General features: G+C 43.6%; 14 protein-coding genes. 4 read left to right on the forward strand and 10 right to left on the reverse strand.

The window, feature by feature from the left end:
- Positions 1-91 precede the first annotated feature (91 nt).
- Together EL173_RS13865 and EL173_RS13870 are read left to right on the forward strand one after the other, a co-directional pair.
- Positions 92-745 (forward strand): bifunctional 2-keto-4-hydroxyglutarate aldolase/2-keto-3-deoxy-6-phosphogluconate aldolase, encoded by a 654-nt coding sequence (locus EL173_RS13865; RefSeq protein ID WP_005690832.1) that lies wholly within the window; start codon positions 92-94, stop codon positions 743-745.
- 4 nt (positions 746-749) lie between these two features.
- Positions 750-1,769, forward strand: coding sequence for a sugar kinase (locus EL173_RS13870; protein ID WP_005690831.1), 1,020 nt, complete (start codon positions 750-752; stop codon positions 1,767-1,769).
- 116 nt (positions 1,770-1,885) lie between these two features.
- Here the strand turns inward: EL173_RS13870 and rpiA are convergent, their stop codons facing one another.
- The 3 genes from rpiA to EL173_RS13885 all read right to left on the reverse strand — a co-directional run bounded on the left by rpiA (position 1,886) and on the right by EL173_RS13885 (position 8,153).
- Positions 1,886-2,575 (reverse strand): ribose-5-phosphate isomerase RpiA, encoded by a 690-nt coding sequence (gene rpiA / locus EL173_RS13875; RefSeq protein WP_014571678.1) that lies wholly within the window; start codon positions 2,573-2,575, stop codon positions 1,886-1,888.
- A 205-nt stretch (positions 2,576-2,780) separates the two neighbouring features.
- On the reverse strand, positions 2,781-5,840 hold the full coding sequence (locus EL173_RS13880; RefSeq protein WP_014571679.1) for a polysaccharide lyase 8 family protein: 3,060 nt from the start codon (positions 5,838-5,840) through the stop codon (positions 2,781-2,783).
- Positions 5,841-6,119: 279 nt separating this feature from the next.
- The gene (locus EL173_RS13885; protein WP_020752314.1) at positions 6,120-8,153 is read right to left on the reverse strand and encodes a glycoside hydrolase family 36 protein; all 2,034 of its coding nucleotides are present in this window, start codon (positions 8,151-8,153) and stop codon (positions 6,120-6,122) included.
- 185 nt (positions 8,154-8,338) lie between these two features.
- Between EL173_RS13885 and EL173_RS13890 the strand changes: the two genes are divergently transcribed.
- Entirely contained in the window at positions 8,339-9,754 is a 1,416-nt protein-coding gene (locus EL173_RS13890) for an IS5-like element ISLrh2 family transposase (protein ID WP_019728464.1), read from the forward strand.
- A gap of 64 nt (positions 9,755-9,818) precedes the next feature.
- Here EL173_RS13890 and EL173_RS13895 read toward each other — a convergent pair whose 3' ends face one another.
- Genes EL173_RS13895 through EL173_RS13910 form a run of 4 tightly spaced genes read right to left on the reverse strand, consistent with a single transcriptional unit; the run spans position 9,819 to position 12,402 of the window.
- Positions 9,819-10,310 (reverse strand): PTS sugar transporter subunit IIB, encoded by a 492-nt coding sequence (locus tag EL173_RS13895; RefSeq protein ID WP_005690823.1) that lies wholly within the window; start codon positions 10,308-10,310, stop codon positions 9,819-9,821.
- 31 nt (positions 10,311-10,341) lie between these two features.
- Positions 10,342-11,181, reverse strand: coding sequence for a PTS system mannose/fructose/sorbose family transporter subunit IID (locus tag EL173_RS13900; protein WP_005690822.1), 840 nt, complete (start codon positions 11,179-11,181; stop codon positions 10,342-10,344).
- Entirely contained in the window at positions 11,174-11,980 is an 807-nt protein-coding gene (locus EL173_RS13905; RefSeq protein WP_005690820.1) for a PTS mannose/fructose/sorbose/N-acetylgalactosamine transporter subunit IIC, read from the reverse strand. The genes EL173_RS13900 and EL173_RS13905 overlap by 8 nt, the downstream gene beginning before the upstream one ends.
- A gap of 14 nt (positions 11,981-11,994) precedes the next feature.
- Complete coding sequence (locus tag EL173_RS13910) at positions 11,995-12,402, reverse strand: PTS sugar transporter subunit IIA (RefSeq protein WP_005690818.1); 408 nt, start codon at positions 12,400-12,402, stop codon at positions 11,995-11,997.
- A gap of 204 nt (positions 12,403-12,606) precedes the next feature.
- On the opposite strand from EL173_RS13910, the gene EL173_RS13920 reads away from it, so the two are divergent.
- Positions 12,607-13,683 carry a GntR family transcriptional regulator gene (locus tag EL173_RS13920; protein ID WP_014571680.1) on the forward strand — a complete coding sequence of 359 codons (1,077 nt, stop codon included), beginning with the start codon at positions 12,607-12,609 and terminating at the stop codon, positions 13,681-13,683.
- A 364-nt stretch (positions 13,684-14,047) separates the two neighbouring features.
- Here EL173_RS13920 and EL173_RS13925 read toward each other — a convergent pair whose 3' ends face one another.
- From EL173_RS13925 to EL173_RS13935, 3 genes are all read right to left on the reverse strand, one after another.
- Positions 14,048-15,433 (reverse strand): 6-phospho-alpha-glucosidase, encoded by a 1,386-nt coding sequence (locus tag EL173_RS13925; protein WP_014571681.1) that lies wholly within the window; start codon positions 15,431-15,433, stop codon positions 14,048-14,050.
- A gap of 11 nt (positions 15,434-15,444) precedes the next feature.
- Complete coding sequence (locus EL173_RS13930; RefSeq protein WP_005690811.1) at positions 15,445-17,049, reverse strand: PTS transporter subunit EIIC; 1,605 nt, start codon at positions 17,047-17,049, stop codon at positions 15,445-15,447.
- A gap of 238 nt (positions 17,050-17,287) precedes the next feature.
- Complete coding sequence (locus EL173_RS13935; RefSeq protein WP_005690809.1) at positions 17,288-18,880, reverse strand: ATP-binding cassette domain-containing protein; 1,593 nt, start codon at positions 18,878-18,880, stop codon at positions 17,288-17,290.
- Between the last annotated feature and the right edge of the window lie 128 nt (positions 18,881-19,008).

Raw genomic sequence — 19,008 nt, forward strand, 5'->3', positions numbered from 1 at the left:
ACAAAGCTGACAATTTACGCGAGCTCCGAGGCGGCATATTGTCCATCTCGGAGCTTTCGTTGTTATCCTATAGAAAAAAGAAGGAGGCCCCTTGCAAAAATACACCTTTCTAAGCCGGTTAATAAACACCGGCTGCGTTGCCGTTATCCGGGGTGAAAACCTGCAAGCTGCAATCAGAACTTGTGATGCTGTTATCGCCGGAGGTATTACCGGAATTGAGTTTACATTCACAATCCCTCATGCAGATAAGGCACTCAAAGAACTTACCGAAAAGTACGACTCTCAGAAAAGCATCGTCATCGGTGCAGGTACTGTTCTTGATGCGGTCACTGCACGTTTAGCCATCCTTGCTGGTGCAAAGTTCATTGTAAGTCCAAGTTTCAACCCGGATGTCGCAAAAATATGTAATCTTTATGCTATCCCCTATACACCAGGTGTCTTCACGCCAACTGAAATTCAGCAGGCACTCGAAGCCGGCGTAGACCTAGTTAAAATCTTCCCAGGCAGTGTAGCTGGACTGCCTATGATTCAAGCTTTGAAGGGCCCATTTCCAACACTTGCTATCATGCCAACTGGCGGCGTCTCTCTCGATAATATGGAAGCTTGGTTTAGTGCTGGTGCTACGCTTGTGGGTGCTGGTTCAAATCTCGTAGAAGCCGCTGCCCATGGTAACTTTGATCAAGTCACAGCAACTGCTCTTAAATATCGCAAAAAAGTTGATCAAATCAAACAATCTAGGAGATGAAAAAATGCCAACTGTTCTAACTTTTGGAGAAACGATGCTTAGGCTCAAACCAGTTGACCATCAACGGATCTTTCAAGCATCCAATTTTGAGGCAAACTATGGTGGCGCAGAAGCTAATGCTGCTGTATCGCTTTCTTTACTTGGCGATCAAGTGCAATACCTGACCAAGCTTCCTGACAATCCATTAGGTTCAACTGCACGGAATACTATTCGTAGCTTTGGCGTCAATACGACCAAAATTCTTTGGGGCGGTAATCGTCTAGGAATTTACTTCTTTGAAAAGGGTACTAGTGTCCGAAATACAAATGTCGTTTACGATCGCGCGGGAAGTGCTTTTGCGACTGTCAAGGCATCTGAGTTTGACTGGCCATCTCTGCTTCAGGATGTTGATTATTTTTATTTTTCCGGAATTACACCAGCAATCGGATCAGAACTGCAACAAGCCATTCTTGATGCATGTCGCTACTGTGCCAATCACAAGATAACCGTCGTCTGTGACATGAACTTCCGTGGGAAAATGTGGACAGCCGAAACAGCACAAACCTATTTCAAAACGGTCATGCCTTATATTAATGTTTGTATCGCCAACGATGAAGACTTTGAGGCAACATTAGGAATTAAAGCTTTTGATGGTAACATGGCCACTGGGATTGATCAGATTGACGATTTTAAACGTGGCATGTTCGAAGTCATCAATCGCTGGCCAAACGTTCATACAGTTGCCAGTGTGGTTCGTAACATCTACTCAGTTGAAAAGAGCCAATGGACCGGACTGCTCGTTCAAAATGACGCGGCATATCAGGGACCAATTTTTAACATGCATGTTTTTGAGGGTGTCGCCTCTGGGGATGCTTTTGGCGCAGGTCTTGTTCATGGTTTCATAGAAGATTTTAATCCGCAAAAAATGATCGACTATGCTATATCCGCCAGCGTCCTCAAGCTGACTATTAGTGGTGATTTGAATCTCGTCACTGACAAAGACATCAATGCAATCATGAATACCAGCAGTGGTGTGAATCGTTGAAAAGATGGAGTTTCTTACGTAAAGTCGTCAGCAGTAGGTTTTATAAGTAGCGTTTAAAGGTTAAATTGGGTAGCAAAAAACGGTATCTACCTTTGGGGGGATACCGTTTTTGAGTTCTATCCACGATGAGCATCCAAAATTTCCGGACCATGCGTTGTTCCGACAACCACCGTTTTAACCAGATCAAGGAACAATCCGTGCTCGACAATCCCAACCTGCTTATTGAGCCATTCTGCCAACAAATGCGGGTGTTCGATCCGGCCAAGATGCAGATCGATAATGTAATTCTTAGAATCCGTCAAAGCTTTGCTGCCATCCTCATTCAAACGATAAGCTGGTTTCAGGCCTTCATCCGCCAACCGCTGTAACAGCTTGCCACTACCAAACGGAATCACTTCTAGCGGCAACGGAAACTTTCCAAGTGTGTCCACCAGTTTGGTTTCGTCCACGATCCAAATATTACGTGCCGAATTAATCGCAACAATTTTTTCGATCAGATGTGAGCGCCCGCCGCCTTTAATACCCTGAAAATGCTTGTCGACTTCATCGGCACCGTCAATGGTGAGGTCAATTTTGTCAACCCCGTCCAGTTCTTTCATCGGGATCCCCAACGACTCCGCCTGTTTCCGCGTCCGAATGCTTGTGGCCACACCATTCAGACTAAGATGCTCCTCTTTAATCCGCTTTGCAATGGCTTCAACGAGATAAAAAACCGTCGAGCCCGTTCCCAAGCCAATTGTCATCCCGTCTTCAACAAACTCTGCTGCCCGTTGAGCGGCTTCTTGCTTCAACTTATTCTGGTCCATGGTTAACCATCCTTTTCGCTTTATTATCTTCATTATAATATGAATTGTGGTGTAGATGGCGATTTGTGAAGAAAACAACAAATTAAAGTTTTCAATTTTTCCGATAAATCTGCTAATTAGCGAAAGAAAACAGACACTACTGCGAGTTTATAAACGGATGCTTTGCAATTCTTTTATACTCACCACTTATATTTACCCGTTGCATCTAGTTCGTCTGGTTCTCCCTTTTCTCGCATACAAACATTACGATACCAGTCAGCACGATAATGGTAAAGCCGATTATGATGAAAATGAAGTTGCCTTTCTCACCGGTGTTTGGCATTTTTTCCGGATCGTGACGGCTATCTTCACTATTCTTGCCTAGTCTTGTTGTCTGGCCATGTTTGCTTGCTTCGTTAACGTCTTTTTTAATCAAAGCACGTTGCGCCTCAACTAACAATTTGGTAGCATAATCAACCGTTTCTTGAGTTGACTCTACATTCTTGAGTGTCACTTTTCCAAATATCAAGGCATCCTGAAGCTTCTGCCAACTCTCAGATGTGTATACTTCACCCTTAAGCTTATTAATGATGGCTAAGACGGTTTTAAGTGCACTAGTATCAGCAACTTTCACTAATTTCTTTAACGCATCCTCAAGCGCTGCCTTTGCTTGATCCACAACTACTTGTTTTGCTGCTGCATTCGCATAGACTGCTTTTGCACTTGCCAGCACGGTTATCAACTTTTTATAACTGGAAGGCGTATAATCTATTGCCCTAACATTTTCCGCATGTGAGATTAACCCCTCCAAAGCAGCCTTATCAGTAGGAACATCAACCGTAACTACCACAGAACGACTAGCACCGGCCAGTCCTTTTGTCTTAAGCGTCAGCAAATCCTGATTGACAGAAAAACCATCTGCCTGCTTTTTGCGAATGTGAACAGGATATTTGAAATTGAAGTTGATTGGGTCATCAGACTGTCGTGGATCGGTAGCCGTTAATTGGTAAGTATTCTCACCGAGATCTTTTATGATAAGCGAAACCGGTTGATCAATCTCAAGTAATCCACCAAGTAAACTGGCCTTATTCCAAATATTTGCCATAATCTGGTCTTGAGTCTTAATCGCCTGTACTTCATTAGTATTGGCCAACACTTGATACTTTGGTTTTTTAGCTAAGGCGGCAATTGTTGAATCACTTGCCCCTGGAACGGTCACATATTCATACTTGCCATCCTTAACTGCGGAGCCATGTTTAGCTGCTAACGTAACATAATGATGACGATAGACAGTGTCAGACGGAAAATAGCCATTGATGTCCTTATAGGAACCGGTTCTTGTTGCACGACTAATATCAACTTGATCATTATCTTTTGCAATAATATAACCGACATTATTGCTCGGATCGTTGGTGTTCAAATTCACCCAATTTTTAGCCGTTTCTTGATTTACATACGTGTGTCCATCTATGGTGATCTTAGTTGTCAGTGGGTCAATTTGGCGTTGATCAAGGATTGTTTCAATATCTGCTTTCGTCGTGCCAGAGATACCCGCGCCAAGATTGACAATTTGGTCATTAAGCAAAAACCACGATTTCATTGCTTTTAAGTTCTGACCTTCATTTGTCTTATCTAACACCATCCCTACGCTTGCCACGATCCCATCTGTTGCACCACCGACCCATGACTGAGGACTTCTAGAAGAAGACTTGGCACCGTCTGCAAGTGGTGCCGTGTCAACAGTTGTACCAGGTAATCGATAGGGATCAACTGTCGTCCAGTAGCCCTCACCAAATTGATTGAAATCGCGATTATACAAATAGAGCATCCCATCAGCCGTATGCCAAGCATGAGCATTTTCAGTGTTACCATACTCGAAATTAGCAATTCGATTTGAATACATAGCAAGTCCAACCGCGTATTTTGACGTTTTCTGCATCACACGATCCATTGAGCCATAGACATTCAAAGAATCTTGATCATTTTCTTGTGCAGTTGCTTGACTCAGGGCTGTCTTCAGTCCATTTAAAGCCGCATAATCTCGAGGGTTATTAAAGAAGTTATAATAATCCCCCACCTGCGCTACCCAGGTTGCCACTGCTTGGTAGATTTTTTGTTTTAATCCCGCTGGTGCGGCTTCAGCAATTAAGGTTAAGTTTGCTAAAGTTTCCTTCCCTGTCTCTAGTTCTGTAGTCTCAGGATTTGTGCCGGGTGCGCGGGAAATACTTCGGCCTGAGACCATAGACGGCATTCGCCCATTGACCATTAGTTGAAGAAAGCCTTTGTCGATCAAATTAAAAACATTAGCAAATTGAACTTCACTGATTGCCCATGGTGTTCCGACAAGAGTAGACGAAATACGTGCAATCCCCTTGATCATCTCATTTCCATAACTACCATTGTACGGGAAAAAAGTGTGCTGTATAAATGAGCCATCTGCATAAATACCGTCCTTAGCGGTAACAAGTCCCATCGCTTTAGGTAAATTGGCTTGAACCAGTGCGACACGATGATCATCTTCCAACAATAAGCCGCTAGCAAGAACAGAAATTGAAATATCGGTCAAATTAGCCCCAGTTGCCGTATATTTTGGCCACTGAATATTTGGATCTTTTGCATAACCCAATAATGGTTGAACAAACCTCCTCAATCTTTGAGGATCCTGTTGCTGTAAATCGTCATAGAGCAAAATCAATGTATCATCAAGTTGTTGAGCTGCTCCTATTTGCCAATCCCACCAGTTTCCAGTTGAAAAGGTTCCATTGTACTGCTTGACGTTGATCATAAAGTCGATGGCATCAAGAATCGCTCGATAAACGGCGGGGTCTTGATACTGCTCACTCTTAGGATTGTAGTAACCAAGTGTCAGCAACTTTATATTAGTAAAAGTCGTTGTATAATCGGCTGATGTCGTATCCGAACTCTTCTTGGCCCACAAACGCTTACGATCAGGGCGTCGATCCATCGTATTCCAAAGTGTCTTGCTTTGGCCTGCTAAATCGATTAAATACGCATTGACATTCGGATTGTTTAGGTCTGGATTCCTTGCCATTAAACGGTTGCGCCATCGTGAACGCATTAAACTGAACTGGGTCTCGTCTGCCGTTGTTCTATTGGTCCCTGTGTCAACATTTTGGTCAGATTGACCAAGAGTTCTTTGAACACTTCCACGCTGAACGGTGTTAGGAACTCGTGTATCAGGGTCAATTTCTGCTTGAACCTTCAGACCAACCGCCATCCCTAATGCAAGAACAAACGCTCCAACTCCAAATAGGCAACGCTTCATCATCTTCCTCCTCGTATAACTACACCCCAAAGGCTAATTACAAGCTACCATTGTTTAAGAAATAACCTTTGTGAGCTTATCACCGGTTATATGAAAGCGCAATCAAACGAAAAAGCTTGGTATCCGCCAGATGTGGCTACAAGGAGATCTATGCCTCGAAAAATAAATCCTTTTATTTTCTCATTTGCGTCATTCGCTTAGTATGGCTTTATTTCTCGACCACATATAAAAAACATGCTGTCTTATAAAAGACAACATGCAGATATACTAACAAAAAAGTTAAGCTGGGAAATGTTCAATTTCTCTTTTCCGTACAAACGTAATTGCTTTAGCTGTATAACAATTTGCCGGAATTGATCCGTGCCAATTTGTTTTGTCGCTCTGCAGTCCAATTTTCTTTGCCCCAACGATGTCTTGAACCTGCCACTCATGACTCGATAAACGCAAATCAACATCTTCACTGTTTGACAAATTAAAGCCAAAGACTATTAGCAAGAGACGCCCGCTTTCATCCAATGTTTCTTTATCAGTGAAACCACAAACTTGATACCCTTGTGGATTACGATAACTTAATATTGATGAACCAAAACGGAATGGTTGTCCATGAGCAATCAATCTTTGATTAGCGCGATAAAATGTCAACGCTTGATCTACCGCATGCCATTGATCTGTTGACAGATGCCGAATGTCACCTGAAAGGCAGACGCGTCCTAAAAAGGTGCTAATTAGATGAAAATACATTTCTTCAAGCGTGTCATCAGCATGTAGTACGCACCAAATCAAATTTTTGGAAGCTGGAATAACAAGCCACTCGTTAGCAGCAATAATTGGAATGCTATGTGTTTCGTGGGCATCCGAAAATGAGGATAGTTCCGTTCGCTCAATAAATGCTGGGGTCAGACGATGCCCACCAGAAGAACAATTCTCAATAACAAGCCCGGGTATTTCATGATGCAACTTATCAATAAACTTCAGCGTTGCCGAAATGTTTTTTTCTAGTCCCTCTGCACCAGACTCCGCGTCATCAGTTGCTACACCCATACTGTCGTTATAGTCAATCTTTAAATAATCAAACGCATTTTGACGTAGAAGTTCCAAAACATGTCTGTTGAGATAGGCCTGTACGTTGGAATTTGTCATGTTCAAAAAGCGGCGTTTCAATGTTGTTACAACATGCCCGTTTCTTTGCACCAAAGACTCAGTATCTTGAAATTTTTCACTCAAACGCCCGACAGTTTCCATTTCAAACCATAATCCTGCCTCCATACCCTGCTGATGAATCTCTTCCACAACTGGCTTAAAACCGCCGGGAAAACGCATCATGTCAACTTGCCAATCACCGTGACTTTGCTCCCAATCCGATGTTTTCGACTTATACCAGCCAGCGTCAATGATATAACCATCTATTGAATGTTGCTTAAGCAGAGGCAACGATTCACTAATCAAATGGGCATTTGGCCGCCCCCAAGTTGTCCCCCATTCATTGTAGAAGATTGGCAACGTATCCTCTTGCACAGGTGCTTGTAATCTCCTACTACATTTAAGTAATTCATCGTGTCCTACAGTAATATAGGCAAAAGGTGTTGTGTATGTCTCTCCTACTGCAACATCTTTATACCAATGTCCGTTATCAGCGTCAGGTAATCCTCCAAAAAGAACTAACCGATTATCAAGTCTTGCGGCATTCAACTGCCATGAAGCTTTTCCCTCTAGCATTATTAACCAAGTGACATCAAATCTATTGTCCTTTAACCCCAAATATGGGAAAAATTGACGAACGGGCATTGTTCCATATTGGGCAATTTGAACTAGCGCCAAACCAGAGGGCTTCCAACTTTCCTCCAATTCGAATGATTCAACAGGTCTTTGGTCCAGACGCCCCTCCATCGCCCACTTTGAGCGAATTCGGATAAGATCCAATACACCAGTTGGGACTTGTTCATAGAAGGGACTTATATTGCTTAGCACTATTGAAGGTAGCCACGATAATTGCTGGTCATGCCCTGAAGTATTAGTAAATGACACTCTTACTTTTAGCCGTTTTGATCCTGGTACCCAAGACACATCATGTCGATAAGTATTTCCGTGACTGTCTCGACAGATTGTTGTGATTTTTTCTTCGTCCTTGCTAAAGTGCTCCTCTTGTTTTACAAAGCGTATGCTCCGACTTGTTGCCGAATTGAACATAGTTAATCCATTAGAGAAGTTTTTGTCGTACGGATCCTGGACCAATTTCGCCTGAATGAGAGAAAAACCGCTATTTTGGTTCTGACGTAACACAACTTGATTCGCCATATCTTTAGGGTAGACCATCCATTCAACTACTTGAGCATCGTTAATCAAGTAATGTAGTGGATGGTGAAAAACTATAAAAGTACTTTCATGATAGGCTTTGACAATAGTTAAGTGTATAATAAGTGTAAGCCTTATTTGCCCGAAATGCCTATGCTTTGGGATTTACCCTTGCACTTATCGCTGACCTATCGGAGGAATTGATCATGGTTTATCGTCAAAAAGCAACGCAACTATCACTTGAATCCTTTGGAAGCGCTCTGGGAACACCGCTCAGCCCGGACAACGAGTGGGTTCAATATGCAGAATTGATCCCATGGGCCAAACTTGAAGAGGCATACCAATTACAGTTCCCTTCAAAAACCGGCCGAGCAGCGAAGCCATTTCGATTGCTTTATGGCGCAACGTTGATCCAGTTGAAGAAAGGCCTGACCGACCGCCAAGTTGTCGACGATATCCGTGATACACCAGCCTATCAGTACTTCATCGGATTACCCGAATATCGCGCTAAGAAGCCATTTGAACACACAACGTTGGTGCACTTTCGCCAACGGCTTTCAGCCATCTCAGATTTGATCCGCAACATTACTAATGACTTCACGCGCGAGCGGTTGGAGGCCGATCTACCTGAGGGGACACATGTTTTGATTAGTGATGCGACTGCCGTTCCGGTCAAGATCAAGTATCCCCAAGATACAACGCTGCTTAACCAGAGTCGTTTGAATCTCGAACAAATGGTCACAGATCTGGCCCACGGGTTAGGTGTGGAAATTCCGCGGACGTACAGACGTGAAGCAAAAGGTAAGTGGACCGCTTTTTCGAGGAAACCGCGGCGTCAAAACAAGGAACGCCGCAAACAGCTTCAGGCTCAGCTACAATACATCCGAAGAGATCTGCGATATGTGGCGGAACTGCTTGCGCAAGGCGGTCAGCTCACTGATTGGCAAGCACAGCGTCTGGAAGTGATTAAACAAGTCTATGAGCAGCAGCTCTTCATGTTTGAGAACCACACTCACCATGTCGAGAATCGCATCGTTAGCCTTCAACAGCCGTATATCCGGCCAATCGTGCGAGGTAAGGCAAAGCAGTCCGTTGAGTTTGGCGCCAAGATTGACTGTTCCATGTTGGATGGCGTGATTGATGTAGAGCGTTTCGACTTCAATTCATTTAACGAAAGCACTGATCTTGAAGTAACGCTTGACCATGCTTTTGACCTAGTGGGTGAATATCCGGATGAGGTGCTGGTCGATACTCTCTATCGCACGCGAGATAACATCAATCTGTGTAAGAAGCTAGGCATTAAACTTAATGGGCCAAAGCTGGGTCGAAAGCCCAAACATGTGGATCCGAAACAGCGCAAAGCCGATGTCAGTGCGGAAAACCGTCGCGGTGCCATTGAGCGCAAGTTTGCCTTCTTGAAAGGTTCACTTGGGCTTGACTTAGTGAACACCAGAACGGCTGAGTCCTTGGTGGTAACGGTGGATAGCGCGATTGCATTGGCAAATATCGACCTCCTCCTTAAGCTTTTTTCTGTACCAATTTCTATTGTGGTCGAACAGGGTGGCCTGCATTATCAAATCAACTATAAAGTGACTGAAATTCGGCCAGAAACCGCAGCCTAAATCACCAGGCACTAATGTAAGATTGTATCTCCGAAGGTATATTGCTTAAGCGTCTTAAAATTCGTCATTCATTTCCCCTCAACATTTTTTCGGTAACAATTAAACGCGGATCCGTTGGCGTCTTGATGGCAGTTACCGTAACTCCTTGATTAATAAGACTGTACAATGCCTCGCGTTCCCTGTCATTCAGTGCAATTCCGGGAAGTATTGTCCTCCGATCGTCTCGTTTTGACACATTTCCTAAATTGATGGTATGGATCTTCAATCCTCTATCAAATAGTCGTTTCAGTACAAGTGGGCTCTTGACTAATACAAAAACTCGTTGACCAGCATACCTATTTGCTGAAAGATTATTAAAGGCTTTTTCCTCTGTGATAATTGACGTATTCACACTCGCTGGGGCCACCATTCTCAGCAACTCTTTTTGAGCATTATCGTTTGCAACTTCGTCATCAATGACCATGATTCGGGTAGCCGCTAGTCGATTTGTCCAAAGTCCGGCTACTTGTCCATGAATCAAGCGATCGTCAACTCGAATATCAACAACATCATTCAATATTTGCGAACCTCCTTTTTCTACGACCGACCTATAAGAATCCTATTGCCGATAATGCAATCGACAAAACAAGCACAACAAGAATAATACGTACTGGCGTCATACGCTTCTTACCAAGTAACCAATAAACCAGTAACACCAATAGAACTGGAATCATGCCCGGCAAAATCGAATCAAGCACATGCTGTCCATTCACTACTAATTTCCCAGCAACATACTTAGCTTTGACTGTTGCATTGATCACCGTTGGAATCAATGCACCAACTACCATCAACCCAACCACAGAAATTGCATCAGTGATTGAAGTTAACTCGTCTCGCAGTGTCGTGACAAGTTTAGCGCCCGAATTATATCCCATCTTATACAACGGGATAACCAAGCACTTGATTGCAACCATAACAACCAGCCAAAGAATAACCCCAACTGGATTTCCTTTAACAGCCATGGAAGCCGCGATGCCACCAAAAATAGCTCCTGGAGTCGAAAGTAATAGCGTATCCCCTATTCCCGCGAGCGGCCCCATTAAACTGGTTTTGATCCCTGTTACTGTCGGAAGTGAATTAACGCCTTGGCTTTCTTCAATTGCAAGATCGGCTCCAATTACAAAAGGTGCCATAATCCCATTTGTATTGAAGAATGCCAACTGTGTCTGCAAAGCCTTCTGCAACCCATCTGGATTTTGACGATACAGAAACTTCATTGCCGGAAGTACGGAGTAGCAATATGCCAGTGCCATCATTTTTTCATAGTTTAATGACCCCGTTGCACCACCAAAAACAAAGCGAGTCAGCACTCGACGTTTAATGTTACTAGGCAACTTTTCAACCTGTCTCATTTCTGCATTTGTTAAATTCTGCTTTTGATCACTCATCACCACTAATCTCCTCTCCGTTGCCACCTTTAATTGAAGCCGTTGGTGCTTTTGTATTGTGTGTGGTCACTCGATGCTTTGATTTATAGTACACAAATGCCGCTGCAACGCCGAACAAACCTACACCTAGGACAGACACCTTTATATATGCCACTAGTAAGAACCCAATAAGCAAAGCTGGCCACTGTTTTTTTACTGGCATCGTCCGTAACAAGATACCTAGCCCGACTGCTGGCAATAAGCCACCCGCAACTTGAAGTCCTGAAAGCAACCACTGTGGAACATATTGAAACGCAGTAACAACAAGCCCTCTACCAAAAATAACTGTCAAGAGAATAGGGATCCCTGTTTCACACATCGTCAAGATAATAGCAATCCATTGCCAAATTCCTATCATCTTATAATTACGATTTCCCACCGCTTTTTCTGCTTGATGTTGGAAATAAACATTAACCATTTTTAGCAAAACATCTAGTTGAACCATCACAATTGCTACTGGGATGCCGATTGTAACCCCGACTTTTCCACCGATGCCCGTTGCAATTGCAAGATATGTTCCAACAATTGCCGCAGCTGGATAATCAGGAACGGAAGCGCCTCCAAAACTGCTGACTCCCAGTGTCATCAATTGTAATGTTCCGCCAACATACAGTCCGGTCGTCACATCCCCACATAAAAGTCCGGTTATGACACCGCAAAGTAATGCTTGCCAAAGTCCAATTGCGCTAACCCAGCGTTCGTAATTCATAAAGAAGCCAAATATAATAACTAAGATTGACTGAATGATTGTTACATGCATGACAACTTCTCCCCCTATTCGTCGTCCGGCCTGGTATCTTGAATCAGCGCACCAGTCGAGACTTCTTGTACTCCCGGATTGTCAAGAACTTGCTGAACCACGAAGCTCAATTCATTCTGGTGATTTAACAACGCCGTTAAAGCATCCACAAAACTTATATTGACAACAATCTTCGCGTTTTTTCTGTCTCGCAAAAGTGTATAAAAAGTTTTGAAAGGTGTGCCTTGAAACATATCAGCCATTACTAAGACATCCCCAGTCACTGAAGCTATCAATGACTCTGCTTTGGCATTAAAGTCATAAATACTGTCATCACCCAGACAAAGCGTATGAACATTATTTAAATCCTTTGAAAAACATGCCAATGTGTCATAGATTCCTTGAGCGTATGATCCATGACTGGTTAAAATAATTGTGACCATAATAGCCCTCCCTTGTTTTTGAATTCGCTTTCATAGTAATCTTCGATCAGACCTTTGTCAATAAATTTATGGAATTTGTTCGAATAATTGTGAACGAATCTTGGGGTAGGTTTTTCTGCACCTTCTCCAACATTGACCAAGTCCTTTTTTTCCGTTAATCTTAGGGTGAGAATTTCCCTTTCGATAGAAATGAGCGAATAAATAATGAACAACTCAAAACGTATAGCAGATGATTTGCGAGCACTCATCAGCGAAGGCGGCTTGGTGGATGATCAGTTACCGACTGAAAATAGCCTGATGGCCAAATATCGAGCCAGTCGTTATGCTGTGCGCAAAGCAACCGAGGAATTACAAAAGCAAGGTATCATTTATAAAGTCCAAGGCGGCGGTACTTTTGTAAATAAAGCGTACAAAAAAAAGACACTCTCGCATGCTGTTGGTTTAGTCACAGCTGGTGATCTCACAGAAAACGGTCTTTTAAATACTATAAGCACAGCTTTTTTTAAAAAAGGCTATACTTTGTTTACGGTTGAAACTCATAACTCACCACAATCGGAATATGAGTCGCTACGGTCTTTTTACGATCTAAATGCAGATGCTGTACTTATCGAACCCAGTCAAAGTGCTGTAAACACACAAAGCTTAAAACTATTAGGAGAAATGCAAGTGAATAAGATTTTCACATTCTTTTTATTTTCCTCCTATCCTTCAGTATCTGCCCCTTTGTTCTCTTTGACGGATGCTGACAGTGAAGCGGCTGTCACAAGTGAAGTTATTCAAATGGGCCATAAACGCTTACTAGGAATCTTTCAGGTAGACGATATGCGTAGTGTTTTAAGAATGAATGGTTTTATCCGTGCATACCAGCAACATCCTGAGGTTGCTTTAAATTCTTATATGGAAACTTACCAATCCTCAGAGTCACTACGAGCCGTTATTGAAAGAGTGCGTATGCATTTTATTGATGTAGATAAAGAACTCCGACCAACTGCCATCGTTGTGCACGATGATCGGATGGCATTACAAGTTATGTCCATGTTGCAACGCGCGGGTATTCGTGTTCCTGAAGACGTTTCGATTGTTGGATTCGGAGATTCGATTCAATCCAGCACAGTAACACCAACGCTCGCAACTGTCTCATTTGACAAACCGGCATTTGTTTCTCATCTCGTCCAGCAGACCCTTCTTGCTATATCAGGTGAGAAACCAGTTTCTAAACAATTTCCCGCATACTTGATAAAGCGTAAAAGTCTGTCCAGATATCCTTATCGAGTTGACTAGCGCTAATTCAAACCAAGTTTAAGGCTTTCGAATTTGCCCGTCACTATTAGCACGTTAATGATATTACATGCTTTCCCCCCTTAACTCAGCATATGACACTCCTTTTAAGAGTTCTCGCTAAGCATATGAAGGCGTAATTATAACGCTTAGTGTTAACTTTTCCGCCCACTGCAAAAAATTCTTTTCACCACGACTAGGATCATGCGCATTCACTTGAAATAGCCTACTCTTACCTCATGTAAACCAAGAAAAAAGCCATGCATTTTTTCACGCATGGCTTTTTTACAGCTTAATGGTTTGATAACCGTATTCAGTACTTACACAGATCGCGTCATGCCACTAGCAAAAGCGCTTTGGCTCAAGATCAACTTTCACTTACAGGACTTTCACTCATCAAATGAACCTCATGATCAGCATGCCGCAGTTCAGGCCAGTACTCTCGATTCGCCACAATCAAATCATCCAGCACTTCTTTTGCCACTTGAGCACTAGGCAACGTCTTCGATAGCGTAAGTGCCTGCCAGAGTTCCTGATAATCATGATGAATCCACCCGTCCACTACCAGCTTCTCTACCATCGCCTGATTGAGGATCATCCCGCGCTGAAACAATGGAATTTTCCCTTGCGTTAACGGTTCGGCACCATCTTTTCCGACGATACAAGGCACTTCCACCATGATGTCGTCATCAATATTGGCGATTGCGCCATTATTTTCCACAATGAGCAACATGCGTTCATGTGTATTAAAGGCAATTGCACAGGCAAGATCCACGATAAATGAGGCGTGACTGTCGATTGGAAACGCGCCGACCTCGCTAGTACCCGCATCAATGATCTTTTGTGCGGCCGTGAAAACACGCTTTTCTCGACCGTCCTCAACCTCATTAGCGCGCGTGTATTCAGGATCCGAATGGGCAACAACATAATCCGGGTATAAATAATACTTGAGGTACGTATTTGGCAGATAGTTAGGATCCACCGCAAGCAGATCCTGAGCTTTTTTGTGGGTCGCCTGCCAACTCGCATCCATGTGCTGCGTGTCCACTTCTACTTGGGTCAGATAACCGTGATGCGCTACATAGTCTCGAATCTGTGGTAAATATTCATGGCCGACTTTATCCTTGACACTCGTCCACCAGCCAAAATGATTCATGCCAAAATAGCGCACCTCTAAATCTTCTGGTTGTAAGCCAACAATTTGTGACATCCGCCGCTGAGTTCCAACCGGCATATCGCAAATATTCAAAATTTTGGCATCTGGCCGCAGCCGGCGACACGCTTCGGCCACAATCGATGCTGGATTGGAATAATTTAGCATCCAACAATCCGGTGAATACCGTTCCATAAAGTCAATGAGTTCAATGATGTCGCCGATACTGCGCATCCCATAGGCAATTCCACCTGGGCCACAGGTTTCCTGTCCGACAACGTGATGCTTCAATGGAATCTTTTCATCCTGTTCCCGCATCTTGTAGCCACCAGAGCGAATGTGTGCAAAACAGAAGTCAACATCGGTAAAGGCGGTTTGGGGATCAGTCGTCCAAGTAAACTCGATATTAGGTGCTTTTTCCTTTAATTCAATGGCAATCGCCTTGGCAATTATCGCTTGGCGGGCTTCATCAATGTCGTACAGCTTCAAAGCCCGTAACGGAAAACGATCCGCATTTTCCAGCAGCATCATGACAATGCCTGCTGTATAGGTACTGCCTCCGCCTGCAATCACAATTGAAAACTTCTTAGTCTGGGTCATCATAAACACTCCTATTCAACTTCTGCTGTGTCGAAACCTAATGCGGCATCCACCGCGGTTCTTACTTTAGTGACTGCTAATCCATAGACAACATGGACATTGTTGCCTTTTTTGATCACCCCACTGGCGCCGGTAACATTCCTTAATGTCGCTTCATCAACCAGATCCGGATCTTTTAAAACCGTTCGCAAGCGGGTATAACAATTCGTCACACTTTCAAAGTTGTCCGCTCCACCAAGTGCTTCAATAATGGTCGCGACTGGCACATCTTGGGCACCTTTGGGAACTTGTACAGGTGGCGTTTGCTTCTTCGCCTGATAATCGGCTTTACTATAAAGTTTGGTTTCTTCGGTATCTTGCTCACGCCCAATGGTTTTCAAGTTGAATCGTCCAATCAAAAACCTGAACGTAAAGTAATAAATGAAGAAAAAGGCAATCCCGACGAGTATATACATCGGCCAGTGAGTCTTTCCGATACCCAGTGGCAGGTTATACAGCAGAAAATCAAGGAAGCCATTTGGTCCAATTGCCCGAACGTTAAGGAGGTTCAAGACGACCATGCTCAAACCGCTCAGCCCAGCATGAACGACAAACAGTAATGGGGCAATGAACATGAACGAAAACTCGATTGGTTCGGTGACACCAGCTAAGAAAGAAGTCACAACGGCAGGAATTAGGATTGCCTTGACTTTATTCTTGTTTTCCGGTTTCGCCATTTGATACATCGCTAAACATGCGCCGATCAAACCAAACATTTTCGAAATACCACGTGCATCCCAGATAACCGAGCGTGATAGTAGGTGAATACCAGGATCGGCCATCTCCGCATAATAAATATTTCTGGCACCTTCAAAAATGTGACCACCGATTTCTTCAACCCCACCAAGCGAGGTATAGAGAAATGGCGTGTAAATGAGGTGGTGTAAGCCGGTCGGAATCAGCAATCGTTCCAGTGACCCATAAAGGAATAACCCAAAGTTACCGGTCTGATTAATTACGTGGCCCAAACCGGAAATACCCATTTGGATGAATGGCCACACATAGGTCAGTGCGACTGCCAATAAAACCGTCACCGGAATCAGTACAATAAAGACAAAACGACTGCCACCATAAATCTGAAATGCACTGTGGAATTCAGTATCAACAAATTTGTTATGGATATAACCAACCGTAATACCGAGAATAATGCCCAGAAAAACGCCCATATCCAGAATCTGAACCCCAAGCACCGCTGCCTGGCCGGTTCCTTGAAGATTCTCAGCTTTGGAAAGAATTCCCCGCAGCTCCATAAACTTATTCATGGCATTGATGAAAACTAAGAAAGTCAGCAAAGCCGTGAATCCGGCCTCTGCTTTTTTCTTCTTCGCCAAACCAACCGCTAACCCCACACAGAAAATCACCCCAAGATTGGTCAGAATTGACACCAATGACCCCGACAAAATCAAACCAAAGCCCTTGGTCACTGGATTATTCATAAATGGGACAACTTCAAGCAATTTTTGATTCGTAAAGATATTGCCGATCGCGATCAAAATACCCGCAATCGGTAGAATTAGCACCGGCACAAACATTGCCTTTGAAAATCGCTGTAAGCCATCCATGACCTTTTGCTTCATCCCTTTTCACCTCTCCGATAGGTATATTTAGTAACCTGATATCGTTGTTGGTTTAAACTTAACAAAGTATTGGTTGTATGAAAACCCTTTCAAAGTCATTGGGAACGCGTTACGCTCGCTTGGAACAGGTTCCATTCAGCTCACGAAAGCCAGATAAAAAGCCATACGTTTTTTCGCGTACAGCTTTCTTTACATTTTAAATGTCTGATAATTCCTTAATATTACTTGTTTGCAAGCACTACTTCCCCAATTCAATCACGCCGTCATACTCCGCGCGCAACTTCGCATCAAGATGATGACTCACTTCAATCAGCGTCGTATCGGGATCATCAAGAAATGCTTTGGTAACGGCTTGGGCTGTTTCTGGATCAAGTGCAGACGTCCCTTCATCGAGTAAAGCGATTGGTTTTGGTGCATAAAAGAATCTTGCCAATGCCAGTCGCTGCTTTTGTCCACCTGACAAGTTTTCGCCGTTTTCTTTGATCAGCTGGTGGGGTGATTTCACAAAGTCAACTTGTGCTTTCTTCAGTGCTTTTTGTAGCCAGTTGTCTGCATGTTTTTTCTTTCGCCAAAGTGCAGTATTGTTTTCAACTGAGTCGTTAAATAAGTATACGTTTTGATCAATGTACTGACCGATTCCCGTCAGCTGTGCTCTGGTTAGTGTTCGAATGTCGTGATGATCAAGATAAACATGGCCGTGATAATCCGTAATTTGCCCATTCAAAATCTTGAGCAGGGTACTTTTACCCACCCCGCTGCGGCCAACAATGGCGTATTTGCCGCCGCGGTTAAATATCAGATTCAGGTGATCAAAAATCTTTTTGCCGTCAATAGCGTAACTCAGATTCACAATTTTTAGCGCGCGCTGAAAAGTCGGGACTGATATTGACTCGCTGGCAGCTTCATTGTTAACCGCTCTCGCAGCAATCTTGTCAAATAGTGGCCGCGTTGATTTAATCTGAACGGCATCGTTGCTTAGGCTCGACATTGAGTTGAACACGCTGGCAGCAATATTCCCAGTTGAACTAATAGCCCCAAGCGGAATCGCACCTAAGATGGCCAGTACACTGGTGACCACATCCACCATAACCTGACAAAAGATACTCAAGGCGGCAATTAGATTTGAAACTCGGGTATTAGTTTGCGTGTAAGCAACTTTAGTATGACCATATTTTTGCGCTGCGTTTTTCACAAGCCGACACAATTGCCTCAGCTGATTTGCATTGGAAAATACGTCAAACCCGTTGAGTACATTGGTTAGTTGATTCGAAAAGGCAGCGTTACCATCTGACAACTGTTTTGTAGCAGTGGTCATCGATTTTTCTAAATACGAAGGTCCTTTTAACATCAAGATGACTAGCACGAAGATGACAGGCAGGAACAGCAAGTGGTAGGCGGCAAGTGCCAGGGTCGCAAAGAGGACGGTAGCCGCGCTGGAAATCAACGCAAAGAACTTTTTGATCGCGTTCACCTCGATGTTTCCGGCATCATTCACGTATTCTGAAAGATATTCTCCCGTTGTCTGCCGATGATATTGTTCGTAGGATTTACCGGCGATTTTCCGCGAAATGGTACTGCGAACCGCCACCAAGATGCGCTGGGTTAGCTTTTCCTGAAAAACAGTCTGAAAGTAGTTGCTGACAAGAAACGTCATCCAGACAAGCAAGTTAACCACCGACCATTCAACCAGTGCCAGCAGATTCTTGGAAAAAACGGCATCGGTGGTAAATGTTAATAGCACCGACGTCCCAGTATATAGCAAAACATTAACGATAATCCAGACAATATTAAGACATGTCCGCCCACGCTGTTGCATTAAGAAGTTCTTCATAGTCTATCTCCCCTATCAAGCATCGTTATCCCGACACCACCACAACTAGGTTTTCTTGATACTGCTTACTTTAGTCGCTAAACTGGGGAGGAATCATAGTGTTTCGAAAATGAAACAGGGAGTAACTA

The sequence above is a fragment of the Lacticaseibacillus rhamnosus genome (assembly GCF_900636965.1).
GTDB classification, from domain to species: Bacteria; Bacillota; Bacilli; order Lactobacillales; family Lactobacillaceae; genus Lacticaseibacillus; species Lacticaseibacillus rhamnosus.

What these genes read in the sequence shown, in the direction of transcription:
- EL173_RS13920 (WP_014571680.1), top strand. Translation starts at nt 12,607, where the DNA reads ATGAACAACTCAAAACGTATAGCAGATGATTTGCGAGCACTCATCAGC.
- EL173_RS13905 (WP_005690820.1), bottom strand. Translation starts at nt 11,980, where the DNA reads ATGCATGTAACAATCATTCAGTCAATCTTAGTTATTATATTTGGCTTC.
- EL173_RS13935 (WP_005690809.1), bottom strand. Translation starts at nt 18,880, where the DNA reads ATGAAGAACTTCTTAATGCAACAGCGTGGGCGGACATGTCTTAATATT.
- EL173_RS13930 (WP_005690811.1), bottom strand. Translation starts at nt 17,049, where the DNA reads ATGAAGCAAAAGGTCATGGATGGCTTACAGCGATTTTCAAAGGCAATG.
- EL173_RS13900 (WP_005690822.1), bottom strand. Translation starts at nt 11,181, where the DNA reads ATGAGTGATCAAAAGCAGAATTTAACAAATGCAGAAATGAGACAGGTT.
- EL173_RS13925 (WP_014571681.1), bottom strand. Translation starts at nt 15,433, where the DNA reads ATGACCCAGACTAAGAAGTTTTCAATTGTGATTGCAGGCGGAGGCAGT.
- EL173_RS13890 (WP_019728464.1), top strand. Translation starts at nt 8,339, where the DNA reads ATGGTTTATCGTCAAAAAGCAACGCAACTATCACTTGAATCCTTTGGA.
- EL173_RS13910 (WP_005690818.1), bottom strand. Translation starts at nt 12,402, where the DNA reads ATGGTCACAATTATTTTAACCAGTCATGGATCATACGCTCAAGGAATC.
- EL173_RS13880 (WP_014571679.1), bottom strand. Translation starts at nt 5,840, where the DNA reads ATGAAGCGTTGCCTATTTGGAGTTGGAGCGTTTGTTCTTGCATTAGGG.
- EL173_RS13870 (WP_005690831.1), top strand. Translation starts at nt 750, where the DNA reads ATGCCAACTGTTCTAACTTTTGGAGAAACGATGCTTAGGCTCAAACCA.
- rpiA (WP_014571678.1), bottom strand. Translation starts at nt 2,575, where the DNA reads ATGGACCAGAATAAGTTGAAGCAAGAAGCCGCTCAACGGGCAGCAGAG.
- EL173_RS13885 (WP_020752314.1), bottom strand. Translation starts at nt 8,153, where the DNA reads ATGGTCTACCCTAAAGATATGGCGAATCAAGTTGTGTTACGTCAGAAC.